The organism is Bacillus sp. AFS023182 (genome assembly GCF_002560575.1).
Classification (GTDB): domain Bacteria; phylum Bacillota; class Bacilli; order Bacillales; family Bacillaceae_G; genus Bacillus_A; species Bacillus_A arachidis.
Window position 1 is genome coordinate 1 of record NZ_NTRO01000002.1, and the last position, 22,695, is coordinate 22,695.

Sequence of the window (22,695 nt, forward strand, 5' to 3'; positions counted from 1 at the left end):
TGGGGTTCACTTTAAAAAAGAGGAGTGTCCCATCAATCTCACGAAGCATCCGCACCTTCAAACTGACTATTATAAAGCGAAGCATAGAAACCATCAGCCTTCAATAACTCTTCATGATTACCTTGTTCTACAATATCCCCGTCTTTCATAACAAGGATTAAATCTGCATCACGTATTGTTGATAATCTATGAGCGATAATAAAGCTTGTTCTGCCTTCCATGAGGTTTTCCATGGCCTTTTGAATCAGTACTTCTGTACGGGTGTCAATGGAGCTTGTTGCTTCGTCGAGTATGAGTATTTTTGGATCCGCTAGAAGGGCGCGGGCAATTGTGAGTAGTTGCTTTTGTCCTTGGGATACGTTGCTTGCTTCTTCGTTTAGTTCCATATTGTATCTATTTGGTAATGTTTTTACGAAGCTGTGCACGTGCGCGGCTTTCGCTGCTTCGATTACTTCTTCGTCAGTTGCGTCTAGTCTACCGTAACGGATGTTTTCCATGATGGAGCCGTTAAATAGCCAAGTGTCTTGCAGTACCATACCAAACATGCTGCGCAGGTCTTCGCGCGTGAAGTCTTTTATGTCGTGACCGTCTATACAGATCGCACCGCTGTTTACGTCATAGAATCGCATTAATAGTTTGACGATTGTTGTTTTACCAGCCCCGGTTGGTCCGACGATTGCTACTTTTTGTCCAGGCTTAATGTTAGCTGAGAAGTTATTGATGATGATCTTATCTGGATTGTATCCAAATTGAACATCTTTGAAGGTAACTTCTCCGTTTACTTTTTGCAGCTTCACTGGATTTTCTGATTCTGGCATTTCCTCTTCTTCTTCTAAAAATTCGAAAACTCGTTCTGCAGCGGCAGCAGTGGATTGGAGTACGTTCGCGATTTGCGCTACTTGAGCGATTGGCTGCGTAAAGTTTCTTACATATTGTACAAAGGCTAGAATATCTCCAACTGCGATGGTTCTCTTTGCCGCGAGCCATCCGCCTAAAATCGAGACAGCGACGTAACCGATATTCCCGATAAACATCATAATCGGCATCATCATTCCAGATAAAAATTGAGACTTCCATGCGGAGTGGTAAAGGGTATCATTTACCTCTTCGAATTTTTTCACTTCTTCTTCTTCTTTGTTGAAGGCTTTTACAATATTGTGACCACTATAAATTTCTTCTACTTGCCCGTTTACGTGTCCTAAATATTCTTGCTGGGATTTGAAGTGTTTTTGTGATCGTTTTACGACTGCCATGATAAGTATCATGGATACTGGCAAGATTAAGAGCGCGACTAATGTCATTTGCCAGCTGATTGATAACATCATGATGAATACACCGATGATGGTAATAACGGATGTGATGATTTGCGACATACTTTGATTTAAAGTCTGGCTCACCGTATCTACGTCATTCGTAATTCTAGATAATACTTCCCCGTGCGTTGTTTTATCAAAGTAATTCAGCGGCATCCGGTTGATCTTTTCATCAATTTCTTTTCTGAAGTTATAAGATACCTTTTGTGCGACCCCTGAAATGATATATCCTTGGATAATGCCAAACGCAGTACTCGCTATATATAATCCAAGGAGCAGAAGGGCAATGTTTCCGATATAGGTAAAGTCAATGGCAGCACCGTGTACGCCTGTTACCTTGTCTACGAGTCCTTCGAAAAGTTTTGTTGTCGCTTTACCTAAAATCTTTGGACCGACGATTGCGAAGGCGGCACTACCGATTGCGAAAAGGATAACGATTAAGATTGATAATTTATAGGGCTTCAAGTATTGAAGGAGCTTATTCATCGTTCCCTTGAAATTTTTTGCCTTCTCAATCTTTCGCATGCCGCCGCCCATATGACCGCCGCCATGGCCACCACCAGGACCACCTTGTTTATTATGTTCTACTTTTTTCTCACTCATGATGACAACTCCTCTCTTGAAAGTTGCGATAAAGCAATTTGCTTATAAACTTCACAGTTTTCCATAAGCTCTTCATGAGTACCTGTTCCGACTATTTCTCCTTCATCAAGTACAATGATCTTATCTGCATTCATAATGGTACTGATTCTTTGGGCAACAAGTAAAAGAGTACTTCCTGCAATCTCATTGTTTAAAGCTCTGCGCAGCGCAGCATCTGTCTTAAAGTCAAGAGCTGAGAAACTATCATCAAATATGAAGATTTCCGATTTTTTTGTAAGAGCACGCGCAATAGAAAGTCTTTGTTTTTGACCGCCTGAAACGTTCGTACCACCTTGTGATATTTCTGTACGGAAGTTTTCAGGTTTCGCGTTAATAAACTCCATCGCCTGAGCGATTTCTGCCGCTTTTGTTAGTTCTTCTTCAGTTGCTTCTTTCTTACCGTATTTCAAATTACTTTCGATTGTACCGGAGAATAAAACTCCTTTTTGCGGTACGTAACCGATTTTTTCTCTTAATTCTTTCTGAGATACTTCTCTAATATCAGTGCCATCTATTAAGATTTGGCCGCTTGTGACATCGTAAAAGCGTGGAATTAAGTTGATTAATGTTGATTTACCACTACCTGTACTTCCGATGAAAGCTGTCGTTTCTCCAGGCTTTGCGGTAAAGGTAATATTAGAAAGCACATCTTCTTCTGCACCTGGATATTTAAAGCTAACATTTTTAAATTCAACGTAACCTTTCTTGTCTGAAGAGAAAGGTTTTGGTTCCTCTGCATCATGAATGGTAACGTCAGTGTCTAAAACTTCTGCGATACGTTGTGCAGATACAGAAGCACGTGGAACCATAATAGATACCATTGAAATCATTAAGAAGGCCATGATGATTTGCATTGTATATTGCATAAATGCCATCATATCACCAACTTGCATATTTCCCATATCCACTTGGTGTGATCCAACCCAAATAATCAGTACAGTAACGGCATTCATGATAAACATCATCATTGGCATCATAAATGACATTAAACGGCTTACAAATAAATTCGTTCTTGTTAAGTCTTGATTTCCTTTTTCAAATTTCTTTTCTTCATGCTTTTGATTATTAAAAGCACGAATCACGAGCATACCTGTTAAAGATTCACGAGTGATTAAGTTAATTTTATCTACTAACTTTTGGATACTCTTAAACTTAGGGATCGCGATGCTAAATAAACCAATGACTAAGCTTAAAATGGCGATAACTGCAACTGCGATAATCCATCCCATTGAAAGGTCTGTAGTAAGTACTTTAATAATGCCGCCTATGCCTAAAATCGGTGCATAGAATACAATGCGAAGCAGCATAACCATAAGGGTTTGCACTTGCTGGATATCATTTGTACTTCTTGTGATTAAAGAGGCAGTGGAAAACTTATCAAACTCCGCATTTGAGAAGTTTGTAACCTTCCGAAATACTTTCTTTCTAAGATCTCTGCCGAGTCCTGCAGCTACTTTTGCAGCAAGTAAACTCACGACAACGGTTGCGGCCATACTTACTAAGGATAGAAGCAGCATTTTCCCGCCAGAAGTAAGAATGAAATTGGATTGAAGCTTATCTGTATTGATGCCAATCTTTTTATACTCATTCTCAATGAATGAAACGGCTGACTGTGTTACCATGCTGCCTGGCATATTCTTAAACTTTTCATCTGCCTTTTCTTTCATTGTATTGATTTGATCTTGAGGCATTTTCGCAATGACTGCGAAAGGATCTGTATTTGGCGGAAGTTTCGCCGGTGTATTGTTATCACCTGGCGCAGCAGGAGTAAAAGCAGATGGGCCGCCTTTTTCAATTCCTTGTGTAATTAACATTGGTTTCCCAAAGATATCGTTCAGTTCGTTAATTGTATTGTTATCCTCTGTATGTAGCTTATAAAGGGGTTCTTTATCCAGCTGCGGATAATCTTTCAAATCATTTTTTAGCTCACTTTGAGAAAGATTGTTCTTATCTAAAAGCGCATAGTTGTTATCTACTTTTTTCTTCTCATTTTCATTCATAAAGAGCTTAAGTTTATCCATCTCACTCTTACGAATAACCTCAGGTACTGCGTTTTCTACACCTTTTTGCTGAATACCTACATTCACAATTTTAGACATGTAATCTGGCAGTGATAGGTCACATACGGCTTGTATGGATAATAGACATATAACTGCAATGATTGAGGCAGTAAAAGGTTTTAAATGTTTAATTATCTTTAACATTTAATTCATCTCTCCATTTTCCTTGTCTAATTTTTTTAGTTTTTACTTCGTCTCTGTACTTTATTCTTTGTATTCTCCGTAATGCATACTAGCCCCTTTTTACATACTTTCGACCACAGATTAAGTATCATTCTATAACTATATGTAAGTGTTCATTCTAAGAGTGATATTCTTATATGTTTTTTGAATCTTGGTTTAAATGTAAATGAAAAAACATAACTGTTGACCAAATATTATAAAATGGTGGTGCTGTTTTCATACGGATGTATAGCCCCTCAACAGCCCATTATAAACCTCTACTAAGCCCCTTACAAATAATAAAGCATTACAAAAACAAAATAAAAAAACTACTACAAGCATTACTTCGAAGAAATGTAGTCGTAGTCATTTTAAAAAAAATATAAAATAAACCCGCCAAAATTCCTCTCTCATCCCTATATACATGATGGAACTCAAAATTACATATGTTTCATTAAAGGATAGGAGGAATACACATGGCAGTATACCGTAATGTACAGGTGAATTTTTGGCAGGATGATTTTGTGCTCGATTTAACGCCGGAGGAGAGGTACTTTTACATATATTTGCTGACATGTTCAAAGACGACGCAGTGCGGGATGTATTCGCTGCCGAAGCGCTTGGCGGAGATGGAAACAGGTTATAACAGGGAGACCGTTGAGAAGTTACTGCAGCGCTTTGTTGATTATGGAAAGATATTGTACGATGCGGAAACGAAGGAGTTATATATTCTGAATTGGTTACGCTATAATCCGATTACGAATACAAACGTGGAGAAGTGCGTGTTACGTGAGTTGAAGACTGTGAAAAGCAAAGAGTTTGTCCGTATGTTTCTTCAAAGATGCTTGGAGGAAGAGTTACATATTCCGTTATTGCTAGAGCATTTCGGTATGCCGAGTGAATTGTCTGAGATTATCCCTAAAGAAACCTTTGCAAGCTGTGAAGCAGATGTGGAAGTAGCAGAAGCGGAACCAGGCAGCAGTGTATTTACGTTTTATGAACAACACTTCGGTAGTTTGTCGTCTTATGCAGCGGAGGAATTAAGTGAATGGATGGCTGATTTGTCGGAGGAGCTTGTATTAAAAGCACTTCAGATTTCTTATGAAAATAATAAGCGGACGATTGCTTATGTGAAGGGGATTTTGCGAGATTGGCACGGAAAGGGATATACGAAGGTTAGTGAAGTAGAAGAGGCGGCAGTGAAGTTTCGGAAGAAGGAGCCGACTGCCGTGTATGAAACTGAGAAGTTCCTTGAGGAGTGCGAGGAGTGGGAGAAAAATGTGCCGTCTGAAGAAGAGTTGCAGAAGTTTCTCAAGGAAGAGGGATGGCGTCCATGAGCATTCAAAATGTTGAGGCGGAACAGACGGTATTAGGGTCTTTACTTCTTGAAGGAGAACTGATTAAGGAGTGCCACTTGACTGAGCAGCACTTTTCTACGGCTGTGCACCGAGCTATATTCAAGTTGATTCGGGAAGTAGAGGAAGATATGCAGCCGCTTGATCTTGTTACGCTTGTTTCAAGAATGGATGCTGCTTTTTTGGCGCAAATTGGGGGGATGGAATACTTAGTTAATATGATTGAGGGTGTGCCTACTACTACCAACTTCTCTTATTATGAGGGGCTTGTTCGGAATGCTTGGAAAATGAACCAGGCGGGAAGCGTGGCACACAGCATGTGCGAACGGCTTCTTGCGGAGAAGGATGAGAAAGTAATTGGAGAGACGATTACGAGGCTTTGTGAACTGGAAGAGGTGGATTGCACACTCGATTTTGATTTGAAGGATACGTTAGTCGATCTTTATGAAGAGCTTCATCAAGATACAGAAGAACTTACTGGCATTGAGACTGGTTTTCCAGCTTTAAATAAGATGACGTGTGGCTTGCAGGAAGGGGATTTTGTTGTGATTGGGGCGCGGCCTTCGATGGGAAAGACGGCGTTCGCTTTAAATATTGCGCTTCATGCAGCAAAATCGGATGCGGCAGTTGGGTTGTTTTCCCTGGAGATGAGCGATAAGCAACTTTTGAAACGAATGGTTTCTTGTTTAGGTGAGGTATCTGGAAGACGGCTGAAAAACCCGAAGCATCGTTTTACGATAGAGGACTGGGGAAAAACGAGCCGCGCATTTGCGGAAATTGGGGATCTGCCGCTAGAGATTTATGATAAAGCAGGAGTCACAACGCAGGAGATTTGGGTGCAAGTGAGGAAGCTGAAACGAAAGCATGGGGATAAGAAATTGCTTGTTATTGTTGATTACTTGCAGCTTATTACAGGCGATTCGAAATATCGGGGAAATAGGTTTCAGGAAATGAGTGAAATTTCTCGTAAGCTGAAGCTGCTAGCGCGTGATTTAAATGTGTGCGTCGTAGCGCTTTCACAATTGTCTCGCGGGGTGGAGTCGCGTCATGATAAGCGCCCGCTACTTTCTGATTTAAGAGAGACAGGGCAGATTGAGCAGGATGCGGATGTGATTATGCTGATGTATCGGGAGGATTATTATGATAAGGAGACGGAGCATAAAGATATAACAGAAATTCAGATAGCGAAGCATCGGAATGGACCTGTTGGGATGCTGAATCTGCGGTTTCTGAAGGAATTTGGGAGGTTTGTGGAGAGGGAAGGTTAAAAAAAGACTAGTAAGTCCCCCGCCTAAAATGATATTGATTCTTTTTTCAGACAGTCTGGATAAGACTAAGGATCTGCTAATCGAAAATTTCTTCAAGCAGTAGGGAATAGAATCGAATTGAGGTCTACATTAGGAGTATAAAAAAAGGCACTTCGCCGAGTGTCTTTTTTCTTTCAGATTAAATAGTGGCGATGACTGCTCATACCAGTGTTACAAGAGATGTGTAGTTGCTTGCGTCTAATCATTCTTTTGTACCTGCACTGCTAAAGATGTATAAAATACTTGGAAAACTGATTGTTGGTAATGCAACTGAAATTGCATCAATAACATACGCAACAAAAGAAGAATGTATATATTCTTGCATAAAGCTTTTAAAAGAGAAGAAAATCAAATCCTTGATGAATATGAATACTCCCCCACTTATCAAAAGTTTTGTTAGACAAGTATACAAACAAAAAAATATTTGTTTAATAAAATATACTATACTCTATTAAATGAAAGGAGAGAAAAATGTTTGGGACTAAAAAAATTTGTAGATTCCCTTCCGATTCCTTCCATAATCAAACCAAAAGGAACATATAAAGGAAAGCCGCTTTATGATGTACGCATGATTGAAACACTACACAAGTTTCATAGAGATTTACCTAAAACGAAGGTATGGGGTTATAACGGGTTAGTACCTGGTCCAACATTTGATGTTGAAAAAAATCATCCTATATATGTGAGATGGACAAACGATTTACCTAAAAAACACTTTTTACCAGTTGATAAAACCGTTCACGGAGCCCATGATAATCCAGAAGTACGCACTGTTGTTCATCTACATGGAAGCCCAAGTGAACCAGATAGTGATGGTCATCCTGAAGCATGGTTTACGAGAAACTTTCAACAAACAGGCCCGAAATTCGTGAAAGAGATTTATTATTATACGAATCGAGAACGAGCAACTGCCCTTTGGTATCATGACCATGCAATTGGGATTACTCGTCTGAATGTGTATGCAGGTCTTGCAGGTCTTTACTTGATTCGCGATAAGGAAGAAAGATCACTTCCGCTTCCGAAGGGGAAATACGAGATACCGCTTATCGTTCAAGATAGATCCTTTAATCCAGACGGGTCCCTCTTTTATCCTGCTCAACCAGATAATCCATCCCCTAATTTACCATGTCCTTCTATTGTTCCTCTGTTTTTAGGAAATACAATTACAGTTAACGGGAAAGTATGGCCATTTTTAAAAGTAGAGCCCCGCAAATACAGATTTCGTTTATTAAACGCTTCTAATACTCGAACATATCAGTTCCAATTTAGTGACCTTAGTTCATTCTTTTTAATCGGAACTGATGGTGGTCTTCTTAAACGGCCAATTAGAGTACAAAGTTTGGATGTTTCACCTGCTGAACGTATGGACATCATTGTTGACTTCTCAGGTTTAGAGGGGAAGAAAGTAATATTACAAAATGGAAGTGATTTAGAAAATCCAACTGGCGAGGTAATGGAGTTCCAAGTAACTAAGCCGTTGTCTTGCCCTGATAAAAGCAAAATTCCATGTCTCTTAAGCAACATTGAATTTATCCCATTAAAGGAAGTTGAGGTAAGAAAAGTAAGACGGTTAACACTAAGTGACTCAGAAGATGAATTTGGGCGTCCTATGCTTTTATTAGATGATAAAGAATGGGACGATCCAGTAACAGAAACACCATTACTTGATTCTATTGAAATATGGGAGTTAGTGAATTTAACCGTTGGAATTCATCCTATCCATATACATCTTGTTAATTTTCGTGTCCTTGATCGCCACGATCTGAATGGGCAATTGTTAGATCCTCTCCCGGCCGATTTCGGTTTAAAAGACACCGTTCTAGTAGGGGGTGAACAAATCGTTCGAATTATAATGAAGTTTGAACCGTATTCTGGAGACTATGTATGGCATTGTCATCGTTTAGAGCATGAAGACCATGACATGATGAGACCATTAAAAATCATACCTTCCAATCCCAATAGGCACAAATTAAAATGATAGTTAAAATGAATTGAAAACGAACTTCCAATAATGCTGATGATATGAATGAAAAGTCCCTTCATTTCTGAAAGGGACTTTTCGGGGTTTTGGGATACTTATTATTTTTGCACATCTACGACTGTTTTTTACCAGTTTAATACTCTTTTCTATAGTCTAAAACATTTTTTATCTTATGAATTATTGTGCCTTAAATTCAATCACTTGATCTTGATTGATTGTTTTTCCATCTAAAAGGCCTTTTGCTGTTATATAAATAATTGTTTTTTTGGAGTCTTCAAGTTGACCAATTGCATACGTTGCGGTGAAGCTACCTGTGCTTAGTTTCCACTGCTCACCATTCCATCTGCCAGTTATTTTTTGAGCATCGGAAGCTTCGACTTTACCATCGTAATTTAGTGTACCAAACTCTGTTTTTAATGTATTGCTAGCAAAATCAATTTGAAGTTTGTTTAATAATTTGATTGGAGAGCTAGCTTGAATCTCGTATACATTGTTATTGATCTTTTTGAAGTGAATTTTTCCTTCTTGTCCTTTAACAAGTTTCATATATTGATCTGATGATAGGAACAATTCATATTCTTCCTGTGTAATTCCCATATTTTCATGATATGCTAATCTTTCTCCAGGCTGTGCTGCTTTTATATACTCCATGTACCATGTATAGTTTTTTTGAAGACTCGCTTTCATTTTTTTATTAATTTCCTCAAGTTTTTGCTTCATATCTTCTTGTACTTGTATTGTCATAATATCAGCAGGTGTTTCTGATTTTACTAATAATGGTGTGATGAAATCTTTTGTACTCTGATTGGTAGGTGATAAAACTTCTTCATCTTTTTTCGGATTCGTATCCTGTTTATCCTCATTTTTTGTAGATTTTGTTTCTTCTTCTGCCGCGGTCTTTTTTGAATCAGCTGGTTTACTTTCAGTAGAATTATTACATCCAGCTAATAACAAGAACGTTGTAAGTGTCCCTAGTATGATTTTTTTCATTAAAAATTCCCCCGTATTATTTTCGTAAAAACAAACAATACCATAATTATACATTGGAAATCTTACCATAACAATTTGCTGTTTTTGAAAGCATGTTACATTCTTCAATTTTTAGTTATTCGTATTGATTGTTTGCATATTACTACAGGTAATTCAAAGTATAGAGGAAACAGGTTTCAAGAAATGGGTGAAACCTCTCGTGAATGGAAGCATATATGGTGAACGAGTTGGTCCGCCATGCTCAGATTATTGCATTTACAAGAGAAAGTGATCGGTTGAGATATGTGTTTTCTTCTGATACTTTGGACGTAAATCTTTAAGGAAAAGAAAATGGTAAGCCTATACACCTTTTGCTTGCAAAAAAGATTCATCTGCAAGAAAATAAAAGAGGTAAGGGTTATAAATAATGGTATAAAACCCAATTATTATCTTTTTAGTTAAAAATCCCTTGTAAATAAGGTTTAAATATTACTGTATAAAAAGGTGGGTTTTTATACTTCCTGCTTAGGTGAGATCATATCAGTTCATAGAGAATGTATGGCGGTCTTTTAATCTCGTTTCATGACTGTGTTAATACTTGAGGCTATTGACGATAACAGTAGAGTATTCATATATAACGAACCAAAGAAAGGAAACTAAATATGGGGATGAGTACGATGAAAAAAATAATTGGTTTAATCTTCTTAGGTATAGTGCTAATTGTTTTTGTTATTTACTATCAGAATCATTCTAATTCAGATCGAAAAGAGAAAATATATGTTGAGGATTTTAAAGGAACAAGTGATTCTGATAAAATTCAATCAGCTATTAATAAAGCAAAGGATAGTAAAATAAAGACGGTTTTGCTTGATGACAAAAAGTATAAGATTACTTCACCTATCGTTGTGAAGCAAGGTGTTAAGTTATTATTCGGGTATGGAACACAGTTTATTGTGAATGGTAACTTCAGGGTAATTGAACTTGAGAGGAATGCTTCAATGGAAGGGGCCTATATTGCCATTGATGATGCGAATTTTAATTCGGAAGTGATCTATTTAGATGGTAAACATAAATATTATAACACTTGGAACAAAACACATATAAAGGATATAAATATTATCAATTGGTCTGAAACGAACAAGGGTACAGGGATATCGTTATACGCTGGTGGAAAAGAGCATGAGATTTCTTTTGTTAACTTCGAAAACGTTAAGGTAGTAGGAATGAAGAATGGAGTAAAGTTAAAAGTGGATAAACCGAATTCTGGATATGCGTGGATCAATGCTAATCGGTTTCTGAATTTTTCTTTAGAGGATTGTGTAAACATGATTTACATGGATAGTCATTCAACGATACCGAATGAGGCTAGTGGGAATCAATTTACCAATTTACAGATACAACCTTCAAGTAAAACAAAAAGTGTCTTGAAGGTGAGCGGACAACATAATGAGTTTCATGGGATGTTGTGGGATTTGAACCAAATCAATCATGGAAACACGATTGTTGAGCTTACTGATAAGAGTGTGGATACGACTATTGATATTTCTTCTGTGCCTATGAGCAGAATCTCCGATAGTGGACAAGCAAATAAAGTGAAACAGTAACTGTAAGGTTCTCTCAATCGGACGTGGCTTTCTTAGGAGAAGCCCCTAGATTCATGTAGAGAAGGGGACAATTATTACGTATAAGTTGAAATTGATCTTCTAGGGGCATGATGATGCAGTTTGAATTGTTGGAGTATTTTGTTTTTTTGTTTAGTTAACATTTGAAGATATCAAAGGGGAGCATATGACATCTACTAATGGAAGTAAATGGATCTTAATTTGTATGATTTTCATAGTTTAGATGTGCTAATTTGCCCTTGATCATTTATACTCAATCTCCATTTTGTTCCATTTGGGGAAGTTAACGTCACAGCATTTCCTTTTTGAAATTCTAAATCTCCATATAAAGTACCACCAGTAGTTGGTAACCATGAGGAGCCATGTTGCAGAGATGACCTTGCGAATATTCGATTTATCCGAAAGCGTTTGTGATCTTGTGTATATCCGCTTAGTGTGAACTTAACTTTATACAATATAGTTGACCTTACTTCTGAAAGCACAGTATTTCCGGCATTAAACGGAAGATCTTTAGCAACCTGCCATGGGCCATTTAGGCTCTGTTGATATTCAATTAAAATGCGACTTGGGCTTTCATTCCATCCAAAATAGATACCAATACAATTCAGCATGTTAATAGGCTGCTTAGAAAAATCTAACTCGATTACAATTGGCTGCGTACTCGGAACATCCACGTAATTTACACTTTGCTCATCAAGCAAGTTAAAACAATTATTAATATGTCCTCCGTAGGGGGCTTTTCCAGAAAGTTGGCGCACTGCGTAACGGACATTTGCATTTACTAATATATCATCTTGATTCCCAACTAGCTGGGCTTTTCCTAATGCTAGAGGAGGGTATACAGGAAGCGATTCTTCATGTGGCGTGGTATACCGATTGTATAGGCCACGATCGATAATCGATGTGGAAACTTGATTTGAGAATAGGTAGTTATGATGAGAAGTGGAAGAGAATTCGATAACGAGGGGAGCGGCATCCATACGAAAGACGTCCCATATGATTCCTTCAAATATATTATAGGCACCTGAACAGCGGATTACTTTTTTTGTTTGTTTCCGGCATTGAACTTGGATTCCCGTAAAGGTGTTTCCTGAAATTTCGTAAGGTAATTCACCATTTCCTATAATCTCGATACCATACTGACAACCATCTATAAAAATAGAATGGAAGGAGTTTGCATTAATCCAACAAGGATTGTTTATATCCTCAAGCTTTTCTGTTTTTAAATAGATAGCCGTATTAAAGTTTGTGATTTGGATGGAGTATGCTTTAAAGAAGCTTATGAAATCCCATGCCTTTTTACAGGATAAATGAATTGCAATACCTTGATAAGTTGTTGTACGATTTATAATATTAATATTTGATATAGAAGTATGATTATGAATTTCTATTTGATTGGCACCAGAAAGAAAAAGAACGGATGAGTTAAAGCTATTATCCACGATTTCAATCGAACCACCAGAGATTGAAGTGTTTTTTTGAAGCTCAAACACTTGGAAATTCCCTTTAACGATTAATGTTATAGTCGGGTCCATTTCAAGATGTACATTGGACTTCATAACAATAGGGGAGGAGATCGTATACTGTTTCTTCCCGGTAATAACAACTTTAGAATAATTGTTGGCCACGCAATAGTTAATGGCTTCTTGAATAGCTTGGGAATTATCGAGTAAATCTGGACTGGCACCAAAACAATCAATATTAACAACATTTTGATTTTGGCAGTCTTCAGTAAAATTAAGAGGCTCTGTCAACTTATAACACTCCTTATATGTGAGATATTATATAATATGCATGTTTGAAAAAATGCATATATATAAAAGAAAAAACAAACGAGATTATCGTTTGTTTTTTAATATTGATAGGTTTCAAGTGTAGAATGAATCATATTTGAGAGGGAAAAGGCTTCTTCTACTTTTTCTCTTGCCGCTTTTCCTAAACATTTTCTTAGGTTTTGATTGTCATGAAGTAACTGGATTTTCTTTGCGAATTCTTTTTCAGAATGATGAGAAACGAGAATTCCAGTTTCATCATCTATGATAGCTTCTTTGATACCACCAACATCTACAGAAATAATAGGTGTTCCAGAAGCCATTGCTTCAATGACTACCATTGGAAACACTTCTCTTAGAGACGTTAGAAGCAGTAAGTCCATACTGCAAATAAATTCATATGGATTAGATGTATTACCTAAAAGCTTCACTTTATGATTTAACTTGAAATCATGAATCATTTTTTCAATAAAGTCCCGTTCAGGTCCATCCCCAGCAATATAAAACATTACGTTACGTACATATTTTAACTCATTTGCAATTTTTAAAAAAAGTTCATGGTTTTTCTCTTTTGATAACCGGGCTAAAATCCCGATATTGAGGGTTTCTTTAGGTTGTATTTGTTGAAATGAAAAATGCTTTACATCAACACCATTGTAAATTGTTCGAATAAGGTCCTTTCTTATACCCAATTGCAGTAAGCTGTCTTTCTCGAAGTTACTCACTGCGATAATTTGATGAACATGTTGATTTAACACTTTTTTTAATAGCGCGGGAAACTTTTTTTCAAGTATTGTAACATTATGTTTTGTATAAATGAGCTTCATTCTTTTTTTCGTGATTTTTTTAATTGCGATAGAATACAGTAACATTCTGAAACTATTTGCATGGATAACATCAATGTTCAATTTCATTACTTGTTTACTTAATGTATAGAGGTTAGCAGGATGATTTTTTAAACTTAAAGGAATAAAATGATGCTTATTATGAATTTGATGATACAACTCACCTGTGGCAGCTGCTGAATAAAACGTCATGTTTTCACCTTTGAGATGGTTTTCTAGTTTGCAAAAATACATCTCAGCGCCGCCCGTTATGAGTTTATCGGTTAATAGTAGAATATTGTTCATTTTTTATTTCCCTCCACTGGTCATAGAAGGAGGTCGGTCTCCTCTGTTTTTTTTGTATGCATGATAAGCATATTGACTAAAATAAAAGTTGGTTTTGACAAAGTTTAACTTTTCTTGGTTTCGTAAGAGTTTCCAATATCGGTAGGCAGCTTTTAATTTATTCCTTGAAGTAGAGTTACTTACAATACGATATTTAGATAAACTCTTTTGTAAGCCATATGCTTGATATCCTAGCCGTAATAATACTAACCATAGGGCAGTATCTTCAGGCTGGATAACAGGCATTTCAATTTGTTTAAATTGATGCCTATCTAACATCACGGTTAAACAGCCAATCGTCGTATTTCCCAGCAGATATTTATAATCTACAACTTTCGGTGCATGAACTTGAATATTCATTGCATTTCCTTGTTCGTCAATTAAAGAATAAGAGGTAAAAGAAAAAGCAAGATTATCTTTTTGCATAAAAGCGACTTGTTCTTCTAGTTTGGTAGGTAACCAGAGGTCATCGCTGTCTAAAAAGGCAATATAATCTCCTTGAGCTTCTTTTAATGCTATATTTCTAGCTCTAGCAGCACCAACATTTTTAGTTAAAGTAATCAGTTTAATTCGCGGGTCTTTTTCTATATATTGTTTGATGACGTGAACGGAGTCATCTTTCGACTTATCATCAACGATAATCATTTCCCAGTTAGCATATGATTGGGCCTGAACGGATTCAATGGTTTCTTTTATAAAAGGGGAGCTGTTATACGAGGGGGTTATCACAGAAACCAATGATTCACTATCTTTTTTCGTGTATATCATAAAAACCAGCCTCTTTTCTTTCATATACAGAAATATATTTTAAAGCAATTGCTAAAAAGGAGAAAAGCGCTTCATTAATCATGAGAGAAAGGGATACCATCTGCAATAAAAAAGCAAAAAGTGTAAGAATAATAAAAGGTTTTTCAATATGTAATTTAGTCTTAAAGAGCTTGATAATGAACAGTAATAAAAAAGAAAAGTAAAACAGAAAACCAATAATTCCAGCCTCTACTAAGATTTCTAGATATGTATTATGAACATATAGTTTTTCATTATGTTCAAATGCGTAATAATCCGAAAAATTAAAGGTACCGATTCCCAAAAGGGGATGAGACATAAAATAGGTAATGGCCTGTTTCCATAATTCAAATCGACCACTTCCTTTATCAGAAGAAAAGTCATTGATACGACTGGAAATAATCTGATTCAAATCGATTTGAATAAAAGAGCTTGCGGCGTACATTACAACTAGGCATAACAGGGCAACAAGTATCATTTTCACCTTTTTTTGAAAATCCGCTAATATTATATACAAAATGATAACGAGTATTAGGGCAACAATACCGCCTCGAGAAAAAGTAAGGAGGTTAGTAATTATACATAAGATAAATCCAAAGGAGTTTTTAAATCCTTTTAAGTGTGTTAAATAATACGAAAAAAACAATGTATTATAAAAAATGAAGATGTTTGGGTCATCAAGTAGTCCAATTAGCCTTGGATAATCTCTATCTAATAATAATCCGTAAGAAGTAATCTCAACGCCTGTTGGGGATCCACCGGTTATTTGTAGTCCAATTATGTATAGTAATAAACTAATCACGTTAAATAGCATCCCGACATTTGCAATGGAAGTTTCAATAGAATGAATGGAAGCTTGCTCCAGCATATACCTCATGATGAAATAGCAGATAAGGACAAGGATTACTCCTAGAATGACGCGAATACTTGCTTCTGGATACTGTGAAAAAGCACCGCTTAGACAATAGATAAAATAAAATAAAAGCAATAAAATTTCATAATGATAAAGGGGACGAAAGTAAAAGTCTCGAAAATAAATACAGAAAAAAACGGCTAGAAAAATCATGTAAATTTTTAATGAAAAACCGATGGATACATTATATTTACTAAGTGTAATAAAAAATAACAAAAGAAAGACTTCTAAAGTAGAAGTATTTCTTTTAATTTGTAATCTTTCCATTCCCTCGTTGTCTCCCGTCTTTTAAATGGTTGATATTCTGTTGTTTTTTCTTTCTTATAAAGCCTTTAATCAAGTCCCGAGTAGCTTGATCAAATAGTAAAACCATCGTAGACATTAAGATCATGGTAGAAAACATGGCGATAAAAGGAAACTTATATAATAAGTAGTGTAATAGGATAAAGCTTATTGAAAAGTAGGATCCGTATGGAATAACGACTTTGGTTAATACGGTTCTTCTAATTGGATTGGCTAATACATAACCAATAAATGATACGATTTCCATCGCTAAAGCAGAAAAAGCTGCCCCCGCTATTGCATAAGTAACACTGAGATAATAAAAAGACAGTAAGCCAATAGAGATGGTTATAAACTGAACAATCGTACGGCGATTTTGCAGTCCTCTTGTTGTGAGCCCGTCAGCAATGGCGATGTTAAATCCTTGTAAGACAATAATAAAGGATAATATTTTTAAAGGTTCAACTGCAGATTCCCATTTATCTCCAAATAAAATCGTTATCAGATAGGGGGATAAATAGAATAAAGCTATTGTCATACACATTCCAATTAAGGACATAAATTTCATTTGCAGGATATTTAATTCTGTATGTTTCTTTATTTCCCCATGACTATAATGTTTAAATAACAGTGGGAAGAATGCACCTGCAATAACCCCTGGTATTTGATAGAGAGCTGAGGGGATTCGGTAAGCTACTGCAAAGAGACCCACAAGCCCTAAAGGAAGTGTTTTTTCTAATACTAATGGACCTAGTTGAGGGGTTAATATAATAAATAACCCACTAATTAAGAACGGGCTAATATTCATCAATAATTCTTTTTGAAAAGGGACTTGCCATTTGAATTCCACGTTTTTTCTGAGTAAATGCAGGGAGTAAAGGCCTCCAGCTAAATAAGAAAAACCATATAAAAAAGCTGTTACATGTATATCCACTTGTAAGGTTATACACAAAATGGTTAATGTGACTAATACAATGGCCGAGAAGATTCTTATGGATGCAATAAATTGCATTCTTTCAGATAATTGAAAGTAGGTTATGCCTATACTTTGCAGCACTAGGCCGATGATTAAAGGAATCATTAAACTATACATCATATAAAGAATTTGTTGTTCATGATAGAAGACATGGATACCGAAAGAAAAAATAATAAATGTGAAAAGTAAACATATGACGCGAACTTTTATATAAGAAAAGAATGTAGCGCTTGGGTTTTCTTTTTTTGCTCCTTCTCGAAGGAACGTATTACTGACTCCTAAATCTGTAAAAAAATGCATGACCATGGAAAGAGCTAGTGCTACACTAAATATTCCATAGTTCTTTGAGTTAAAGTAATTTGCTAATAGTATGAGTGTACCTGCATTTAAAACATTAGCTAAAATCGTGCTGTAAAGTAAGTGGAATATATTTTTAATAATTGAGTTTGTTTTCTTATTCACTTATTTCTCTCCCAATTCACAACTGTAAAGTCACTTAAATACAGATGTAGGTTCTTTTTGCTTCAGGTAATAATCATATGTATTCGCAAGACCTTTTTCCAATGCATATACAGGTTGCCAGCCTAATTGTTGAATGCTCTTTTTATTGCAGAGCAAACTTTCTTTGACGTCACCGTCTTTTGCAGGTTGGTAAATGGGGGGAATATTTTGTTTCCCAATCGATTGAATCATCGAGAATACTTCATTGATACTTGTACAAGTTGCTGATGATATATTGAAAGTACCACTTCCATTGTAGTTCAATGCCTTAAGATTGGCGCTTGCTACATCGTCTACATAGATAAAATCTCTCGTTTGTAAACCATCCCCATAAATAATAGATTGCTCCTGTTTAATGAAATGATTTATGAAGATTGAAATCACTCCGCCTTCACCGCTTGCGGTTTGCCTTGGACCATAGACATTACTGTAACGAAGAATGACATAGTCTATATCATATAATTCTTTTGCGAGTTTTAAATAATCCTCAGCTGTTTTTTTGGAGACGCCATAAGGTGATAAGGGGCGAGAAGGATGTGAGACTGAAATAGGCATGACTTTAGAATTTCCATATACAGCCGCTGAAGAAGCAAATATGATTTTTTTAACACGATATTTTTGAGAGAGTTTTATGACATTTGTTGACCCTATTATATTGATTCGTGCATCATTTGTTATATTTGAAATGGAGTTTTGTACACTAATTTGCGCAGCTTGGTGAACTACAAAGTCAGGTTGAAACGCCTCCATCGCTTTTTCTAATGATCTTTCATCTTCTACATTATCAAAGAAAGCTATACCTTTCGAATGGAGATTATTTACGGATCCGGTGGATAAGTTATCATACACAGCCACTTCATAATTATTATGAATTAATTTTTCTACAATATGGGATCCGATAAATCCGAAGCCCCCCGTTACTAGCACTTTCTTCATTTTTTATTCTTCCCTTCAATAGTTATCTAGCCCCATTTCCAGTAAATACAATGGCCAATGTTCGACATAAAATCTTGATTTCCATAGCGAATGATCTGTGCTGGATATAGTATAAATCGAATGCTAATTTTTCTTCGGGAGTTAGATCATATCCACCATTCACTTGCGCCAATCCTGTTATTCCAGGCGTTACAAGTAACCGATGTTTAAAATTAGGCAATGACTTATCAAACTTTTTATAGAAATATTCTCTTTCAGGTCTAGGGCCAATGAGCGACATATCTCCTTTTAACACGTTAATAACTTGAGGGATTTCATCAATTCTAGTTTTTCTTATAAAGTTACCTATTTTTGTAACCCTAGGATCCTCTTTACTTGCCCATTGAGGACCATTTTTTTCGGCATCTAAAAACATGGAGCGTAACTTTATTAACTTGAAATCTTTTCCGTTTTTCCCCAGGCGCTGTTGATAAAAGAAGGGAGAACCAGTTGATTCGATTGGGATAAGGATGCAAAAAAGAACTAAAATGGGTGATAAAAGGAACAGCATGAAAAGCGAAAAAACAAAATCTATAAGTCGTTTAACAAGAAGGTAGGATGAAGTTGATAGAGGCGTTACTTGTAGTTCTACCTGTCTATCAATCTTTATTTTTGGGTCCAAAAGTTACTCCCCCTTTATGAAATAATGACTGTACCGATTATTTCATGTTTGCTATGTTCTAGTTGTTTTTTTACATTCGCAATTTTATCTAACTTATCACGGCCTTCCTGTATCATTAAAACAGTGCCATCACAATGTTTTGTGAGGATTTGTGCATCTGGTGTGTTTAAGAAATCGGATGTGTGAAACAGGATGATATCAAAATGCTCTTTCCACTCCTCAATTAGGATTGGGAAGGTCTCTAATGTTAACAATGTCACTGGCTCATAAAGATCCTCGCCTGTAGGTAAACAAGATAGATAATCCGTTATTTTTATTGGAGTATCCTTATTTTTCTCTCTTAAGAGTAAGTTGGTTAGGCCAAATGAATGATCAATATGAAACACATGATGTAAAGAAGGTTGACGCAGATTTGCATCCACTACCAGCACTCGTTTTCGTTGTTCTGAAAAAGCAAGGGCCAAATAAGCAGTAGCATGGGTTATATTTTTTGTTTGTGCAAGAGAAGTAATCATTAATATTGACTTTTCCTTTTGAAGGTTCGGTTCAATATGGTTACATATGCTATAAAATCGTTCTTTGATGGTGATATCGTCTGGATTAAAGAAATATTTCCTCTTAAATTTAATAGCCATTATGTTCACCTCGTTTCATAGAAGGTAAGCTCTTATAAGCTGTTTTTTGCTTGTTGTTTCTTTTTTTTGTATGTAAGTGCACTCTTCCTAATAACGGGAGACCAAGGTGTTCGAGCTCTCGACTGTTGTAAGTTGAATTATCAAAGTGTTCTCGTAGAATTGCTAAACCAATTCCGGCAAAAAAGCTGATTATGATTGAAATGGCTATAATGAATTTTGGTTTTGGAAAAAGTAGTTCAGCTTCTTCCATTACCTCGGAAGCATTAAGAATATTAAGTCGGTTTACATTTGCATAGTCTTTAAATTTAGATATGGATTGTTTTGCGACAGATTGTGCAATTTTTTTAGCTAATTGTGGATCAGAGTCTTTCACTGAAATCGTAATAATCTGTGAATCATTTCTATTAGTAACGGAAACCTGTTTCAGCAAATCATAGCTTGAACGAGTTAGGTGTAACTCTTCTTTTACGCCTATCATGATATATGGGCTTTTTATAATATCCATATATGAAAGAGCTAGCTGTCTGTTATCTTGTACCTTATTTACTGGATTTTCCTCTTTTTCTACACCTAAAGATCCAGCAAGTACTTGGGTGGAGTACTGGTAAATCGGTTTCATAAGGTACATGGATGAAATAATAATGAACCCGCTTGTACAAATTGTCGTAAGTATAATGATTAAGAGTCGCCTTTTTAAAATTTGTATAAACTCTTTTATCTTTACTTTTTCATTCATCTCGTTCACCACTTTTTCAATTTAATAGTAGAGTTTTGGCGTGATTTTCCGAATAGGAATTATCACCCTTGATTTAGAAAAAATCCTTATAACATTTATACTGGGGTGGAAAAATTATAAACCTAGCATCTGAACAGAATGCTTCTTCCTAAATTTTTACTATGTAGGGAATAGCCACATCATCATTAAGTTAAGAGTGCCAGGAGAGTATATGTGAGTATGTTTTTTGAAATGTCTATGACTACAAGAAAGATGTGCATAACAAATATATGAATGGAACGGATATTTAAATGAAGAAGTTGATCATTGTGTGATTGTTCTTATAAATCTAAATAATAAGTGTTTTTTCTGAAAATTTATGGTAATATTTTGATGTTAATTGTATTTTATTGAAAATAATAGAATTTTTAGGTATATTTAACTCTTCATAAATCTATTTATAAATCCACAAATGTATTACATAAATGTATGAATTAAAATGTTTGGTTTTTTATATGGAGCTTTATAATCTTATCTAGTTAAAAGGAGACTATAATGAATCATTCTATGGATATACAATATTTGTGTGATATTTTATATAAAACATTTCAAGTATCTATTCAATTTTTATCTGCAGATGAAAAAATCTTATATAAATCTACTTCTAATGATATTTGCAGTCCTTTTTATTCTTCTAGGGAAGAACAACTGAGTGAGCTTTTTCAAGAAAATGATCTCTATAATTTTCCGCTTATGAGGGGAAACAGTTATCTGGAAAATTTCGTTTTCATTCGCATAGTAGATTATGAATCTATAAAAGGAACCTTTTTTATTGGACCTTCTACATATCCCAAAGTATCAGAGAACATGGCCATTAGACTTATGGATGAATTTGGCGAAAATGCTAGAATCCAAGATGGAATTGAATACTATCATTCCGTACCTGTGATAAAAAAAATAACTTTAATTGATATAGGGATTTTATTGCATTACATGATTTTTAAAGAAAAGTTAGATGTAGGTGCTGTTTGGAGAGAAAATAAATTATTAGAGAAAACCGCCTATGAAATTGCGAATCCTGACTTATATATTTCAGCCCGCCGTCAAAATAATCCTGATCATTACGATATATTATTGGAACGGAATTTTTTCACATGCATTAAAGAAGGGGACAAAGAAAAATTAATAAAATATGCATATGCATTCCCGCAAGAAGATGCTGTAATTTCATCAAAAAGAAATCAGCTAAGAAATCAAAAAAATAATGGGATAATGGCCATTACTTTAGCTACTCGTTATGCAATAGAGGGGAATCTTCCGCCAGAAATTGCTTTTTCGCTTAGTTCTCTCTATATGGGAACCATTGAACAACTAGATAATATGTATTCCGTCAATAGATTAATTGAGGACGCTTTATGTGCTTTTGCTGATCGTGTTAAAGAATATAGCGTTCAAAGCTATTCGAATACAATTACTACATGTTTAAATCATATTAGCAAAAACATTTACCATGAAATAACTCTCAATAATCTCGCTACGCTGCTTGATATTAATCCTACTTATTTATCTAAATTGTTTAAAAAAGAAGTAGGAATTCCTTTAAGTGAATATATTCAAAGGGAACGAGTAGAAGAAGCAAAAAAACTATTAACATTAACTACATATCCATTATCAGATATTTGTGCTTGGCTTAACTTTTATGATCAAAGTTATTTCACAAGAGTTTTTAAAAAAATATGTAACATGACTCCTAAGCAATATCGTGAAAAGTATACCGTGATATAGGTTCGATATCTTAACAGTTAGGTGAGATATGTGTAATACTTGGTCACATATAAATGCATCGATTCAATTTACCCCAGTATTTATGAGTAATAATATTCTTACCTCAAAAAATTTCTCTGTTTACCTTTTTAGCTTGGATGAAATGAATGTTCG

18 protein-coding genes are annotated in these 22,695 nt (G+C 35.6%); 5 read left to right on the forward strand and 13 right to left on the reverse strand.

From position 1 onward, the window contains the following. Positions 1–38: 38 nt before the first annotated feature. Together CN288_RS00720 and CN288_RS00725 are read right to left on the reverse strand one after the other, a co-directional pair. Positions 39–1,916, reverse strand: a complete 1,878-nt coding sequence (locus CN288_RS00720) for an ABC transporter ATP-binding protein (RefSeq protein WP_098301687.1) — start codon at positions 1,914–1,916, stop codon at positions 39–41. Continuing rightward, positions 1,913–4,159 (reverse strand): ABC transporter ATP-binding protein, encoded by a 2,247-nt coding sequence (locus CN288_RS00725; protein WP_098301688.1) that lies wholly within the window; start codon positions 4,157–4,159, stop codon positions 1,913–1,915. Before CN288_RS00725 ends, CN288_RS00720 begins: the two co-directional genes overlap by 4 nt. A gap of 494 nt (positions 4,160–4,653) precedes the next feature. On the opposite strand from CN288_RS00725, the gene CN288_RS00730 reads away from it, so the two are divergent. Both CN288_RS00730 and dnaB read left to right on the forward strand, forming a co-directional pair. Beyond that, positions 4,654–5,514, forward strand: coding sequence for a DnaD domain-containing protein (locus tag CN288_RS00730; RefSeq protein ID WP_098301689.1), 861 nt, complete (start codon positions 4,654–4,656; stop codon positions 5,512–5,514). Next, on the forward strand, positions 5,511–6,800 hold the full coding sequence (gene dnaB, locus CN288_RS00735) for a replicative DNA helicase (RefSeq protein ID WP_141527913.1): 1,290 nt from the start codon (positions 5,511–5,513) through the stop codon (positions 6,798–6,800). Before CN288_RS00730 ends, dnaB begins: the two co-directional genes overlap by 4 nt. 241 nt (positions 6,801–7,041) lie before the next feature. Here the strand turns inward: dnaB and CN288_RS29350 are convergent, their stop codons facing one another. After that, positions 7,042–7,164 carry a hypothetical protein gene (locus CN288_RS29350; protein WP_255259939.1) on the reverse strand — a complete coding sequence of 41 codons (123 nt, stop codon included), beginning with the start codon at positions 7,162–7,164 and terminating at the stop codon, positions 7,042–7,044. A 150-nt stretch (positions 7,165–7,314) separates the two neighbouring features. Between CN288_RS29350 and CN288_RS00745 the strand changes: the two genes are divergently transcribed. Next, positions 7,315–8,817 carry a multicopper oxidase family protein gene (locus CN288_RS00745; RefSeq protein ID WP_098301692.1) on the forward strand — a complete coding sequence of 501 codons (1,503 nt, stop codon included), beginning with the start codon at positions 7,315–7,317 and terminating at the stop codon, positions 8,815–8,817. Between the two features lie 180 nt (positions 8,818–8,997). On the opposite strand, the gene CN288_RS00750 is transcribed toward CN288_RS00745, so the two are convergent. Beyond that, positions 8,998–9,810 carry a hypothetical protein gene (locus CN288_RS00750; protein WP_255259940.1) on the reverse strand — a complete coding sequence of 271 codons (813 nt, stop codon included), beginning with the start codon at positions 9,808–9,810 and terminating at the stop codon, positions 8,998–9,000. A 641-nt stretch (positions 9,811–10,451) separates the two neighbouring features. Here CN288_RS00750 and CN288_RS00755 point away from each other — a divergent pair. After that, a complete protein-coding gene (locus tag CN288_RS00755) occupies positions 10,452–11,393 on the forward strand; it encodes a hypothetical protein (RefSeq protein WP_098301694.1) in 942 nt (313 codons plus the stop codon). 230 nt (positions 11,394–11,623) lie between these two features. On the opposite strand, the gene CN288_RS00760 is transcribed toward CN288_RS00755, so the two are convergent. The 9 genes from CN288_RS00760 to CN288_RS00800 all read right to left on the reverse strand — a co-directional run bounded on the left by CN288_RS00760 (position 11,624) and on the right by CN288_RS00800 (position 20,778). Beyond that, positions 11,624–13,165 (reverse strand): hypothetical protein, encoded by a 1,542-nt coding sequence (locus tag CN288_RS00760; protein WP_098301695.1) that lies wholly within the window; start codon positions 13,163–13,165, stop codon positions 11,624–11,626. A gap of 98 nt (positions 13,166–13,263) precedes the next feature. Beyond that, complete coding sequence (locus CN288_RS00765; protein ID WP_098301696.1) at positions 13,264–14,313, reverse strand: glycosyltransferase family 4 protein; 1,050 nt, start codon at positions 14,311–14,313, stop codon at positions 13,264–13,266. 3 nt (positions 14,314–14,316) lie between these two features. Continuing rightward, positions 14,317–15,120, reverse strand: coding sequence for a glycosyltransferase family 2 protein (locus CN288_RS00770; RefSeq protein WP_098301697.1), 804 nt, complete (start codon positions 15,118–15,120; stop codon positions 14,317–14,319). Next, positions 15,098–16,318: an O-antigen ligase family protein gene (locus tag CN288_RS00775; RefSeq protein WP_098301698.1), complete on the reverse strand. Its 1,221-nt coding sequence runs from the start codon at positions 16,316–16,318 to the stop codon at positions 15,098–15,100. The genes CN288_RS00770 and CN288_RS00775 overlap by 23 nt, the downstream gene beginning before the upstream one ends. Then, a complete protein-coding gene (locus tag CN288_RS00780) occupies positions 16,299–17,771 on the reverse strand; it encodes an oligosaccharide flippase family protein (protein WP_098301699.1) in 1,473 nt (490 codons plus the stop codon). The genes CN288_RS00775 and CN288_RS00780 overlap by 20 nt, the downstream gene beginning before the upstream one ends. Positions 17,772–17,801: 30 nt before the next feature. Next, positions 17,802–18,746 (reverse strand): NAD-dependent epimerase/dehydratase family protein, encoded by a 945-nt coding sequence (locus tag CN288_RS00785; RefSeq protein WP_098301700.1) that lies wholly within the window; start codon positions 18,744–18,746, stop codon positions 17,802–17,804. A 22-nt stretch (positions 18,747–18,768) separates the two neighbouring features. Continuing rightward, positions 18,769–19,407, reverse strand: coding sequence for a sugar transferase (locus tag CN288_RS00790; protein WP_098301701.1), 639 nt, complete (start codon positions 19,405–19,407; stop codon positions 18,769–18,771). Between the two features lie 14 nt (positions 19,408–19,421). Beyond that, positions 19,422–20,042, reverse strand: a complete 621-nt coding sequence (locus CN288_RS00795) for a CpsD/CapB family tyrosine-protein kinase (protein ID WP_098301702.1) — start codon at positions 20,040–20,042, stop codon at positions 19,422–19,424. Beyond that, positions 20,032–20,778 carry a YveK family protein gene (locus CN288_RS00800; protein WP_098301703.1) on the reverse strand — a complete coding sequence of 249 codons (747 nt, stop codon included), beginning with the start codon at positions 20,776–20,778 and terminating at the stop codon, positions 20,032–20,034. Before CN288_RS00800 ends, CN288_RS00795 begins: the two co-directional genes overlap by 11 nt. A gap of 534 nt (positions 20,779–21,312) precedes the next feature. Between CN288_RS00800 and CN288_RS00805 the strand changes: the two genes are divergently transcribed. Next, positions 21,313–22,542, forward strand: coding sequence for a helix-turn-helix domain-containing protein (locus tag CN288_RS00805; protein ID WP_090691507.1), 1,230 nt, complete (start codon positions 21,313–21,315; stop codon positions 22,540–22,542). Positions 22,543–22,695: the final 153 nt, after the last annotated feature.